The organism is Acinetobacter sp. KAM396 (genome assembly GCF_021602765.1).
GTDB classification, from domain to species: domain Bacteria; phylum Pseudomonadota; class Gammaproteobacteria; order Pseudomonadales; family Moraxellaceae; genus Acinetobacter; species Acinetobacter towneri_A.
Genome location: NZ_BPPH01000083.1, coordinates 1 through 1,296, shown reverse-complemented (window position 1 = coordinate 1,296; position 1,296 = coordinate 1). Strand labels below are relative to the sequence as shown.

Annotated in this window: 2 protein-coding genes; one reads left to right on the top strand and one right to left on the bottom strand. The window is 37.2% G+C overall.

The window, feature by feature from the left end; genetic code table 11:
• Nucleotides 1–144 precede the first annotated feature (144 nt).
• The gene (locus L6C30_RS14565) at nucleotides 145–579 is read right to left on the bottom strand and encodes a hypothetical protein (RefSeq protein ID WP_148334846.1); all 435 of its coding nucleotides are present in this window, start codon (nucleotides 577–579) and stop codon (nucleotides 145–147) included.
• Between the two features lie 245 nt (nucleotides 580–824).
• Here L6C30_RS14565 and L6C30_RS14560 point away from each other — a divergent pair, with 245 nt between their 5' ends.
• Nucleotides 825–1,178 (top strand): IS30 family transposase, encoded by a 354-nt coding sequence (locus L6C30_RS14560; RefSeq protein WP_268920018.1) that lies wholly within the window; start codon nucleotides 825–827, stop codon nucleotides 1,176–1,178.
• Nucleotides 1,179–1,296 lie beyond the last annotated feature (118 nt).

The window sequence follows — 1,296 nt, the reverse complement described above, 5'->3', positions numbered from 1 at the left end:
CAGAAGAAATTATTTAGACCAATCATCAAAGACTTCATTGATGACTTTATTCTCGATAAAAATCATCTGCTACCACAGAGAATCTATAAATGATAGTGCGTAAGTCCTATTATTTTTCAGAGCTTGAAGTATCTGACCAAGAGTTTATCGCTGTGGGTTTGGATCGAAATAAAAACCATCCATATTTACAGGATCCTCTTGGATTTGTTCATAAGGATCTGGTTTTAAATTATTCATATAAGTCATTACATCTTTTGCTTGATCCGAAGTAATCAAGTCACTAAGATCTTTTAAGCCTTTTTTCATTCCTGCTTCCGTTACTGGCTTGCGGTTGAGAGCCTGTTGTCTTGATTTTTCCATTTGACGTTTATTTTCCCTTTCGCGCATCTGATTTTCATCTCTACGTTGAGCCTGAATCGCCTGAACTCGTTGTGCATCCTGCCTTTGTCGCTCTACCAAACGCTGTGTTTCCATATGCCCCCTGTTAATTACCTCTTGAGAATCATATGCAAAGACAGCTGTAACTGGAGATACTAGAACACATGTAAGCAAGATTTTATTTAAAGATTTCATATTCATTTTTTCTCATAATTCTCATAATTTGGTTGTTAAATAACCCTCCATTATGTATGAAGAGGTAGTATATATATTGACAGATATATGTACTATTCAACAAAGAAATTGGTACTCAGCTAGACTTTTTTCAGTTCAATGACGCGATAGGTAGCTTATCAAGATTTAAACCAAGTGAAACACGGCATTCACTTATAGATATTAATCCATATTCTCATAATTAAGTATATGGCAATTAATTGTTTACTTAGATTCGGCTCTGTTGCACAAAGATATACAGGTTTATACAGCAGGATAAAAGCAAAGGTGGTGTGCTCTTCCACAACCTCCATTCCAGAAAGCAAAGAAAGAAAAAATATGGCTCTATTGAGAATCGTGGTCAGCTGACAAACCGCAAAAGCATTCACCACAGATCTGCTGAGATTGAGCAGAGAACTCGCTTTGGGGACCTGGGAATAGACACGATTGTTGGTAAAAATCACCAACAATCCTTGGTTTCAATTGTCGATCAGGATACAGGTTATTTATGGCTGAAGAAGTGCAGCGCGCGAAAGGCTGAGGAAATTTGCCAAGCAATCATCAGCCTGCTTGGTAATCCCCCCTAAAAATAAAAGGATCTAAAAGTAGAATTTTCTCTTAAGATACGAGCAGGAGATTCTGCATGAAAACATCTAAATTTACTGACAGTCAGATCATGTCCATCTTGAAACAGGCAGAATCTGG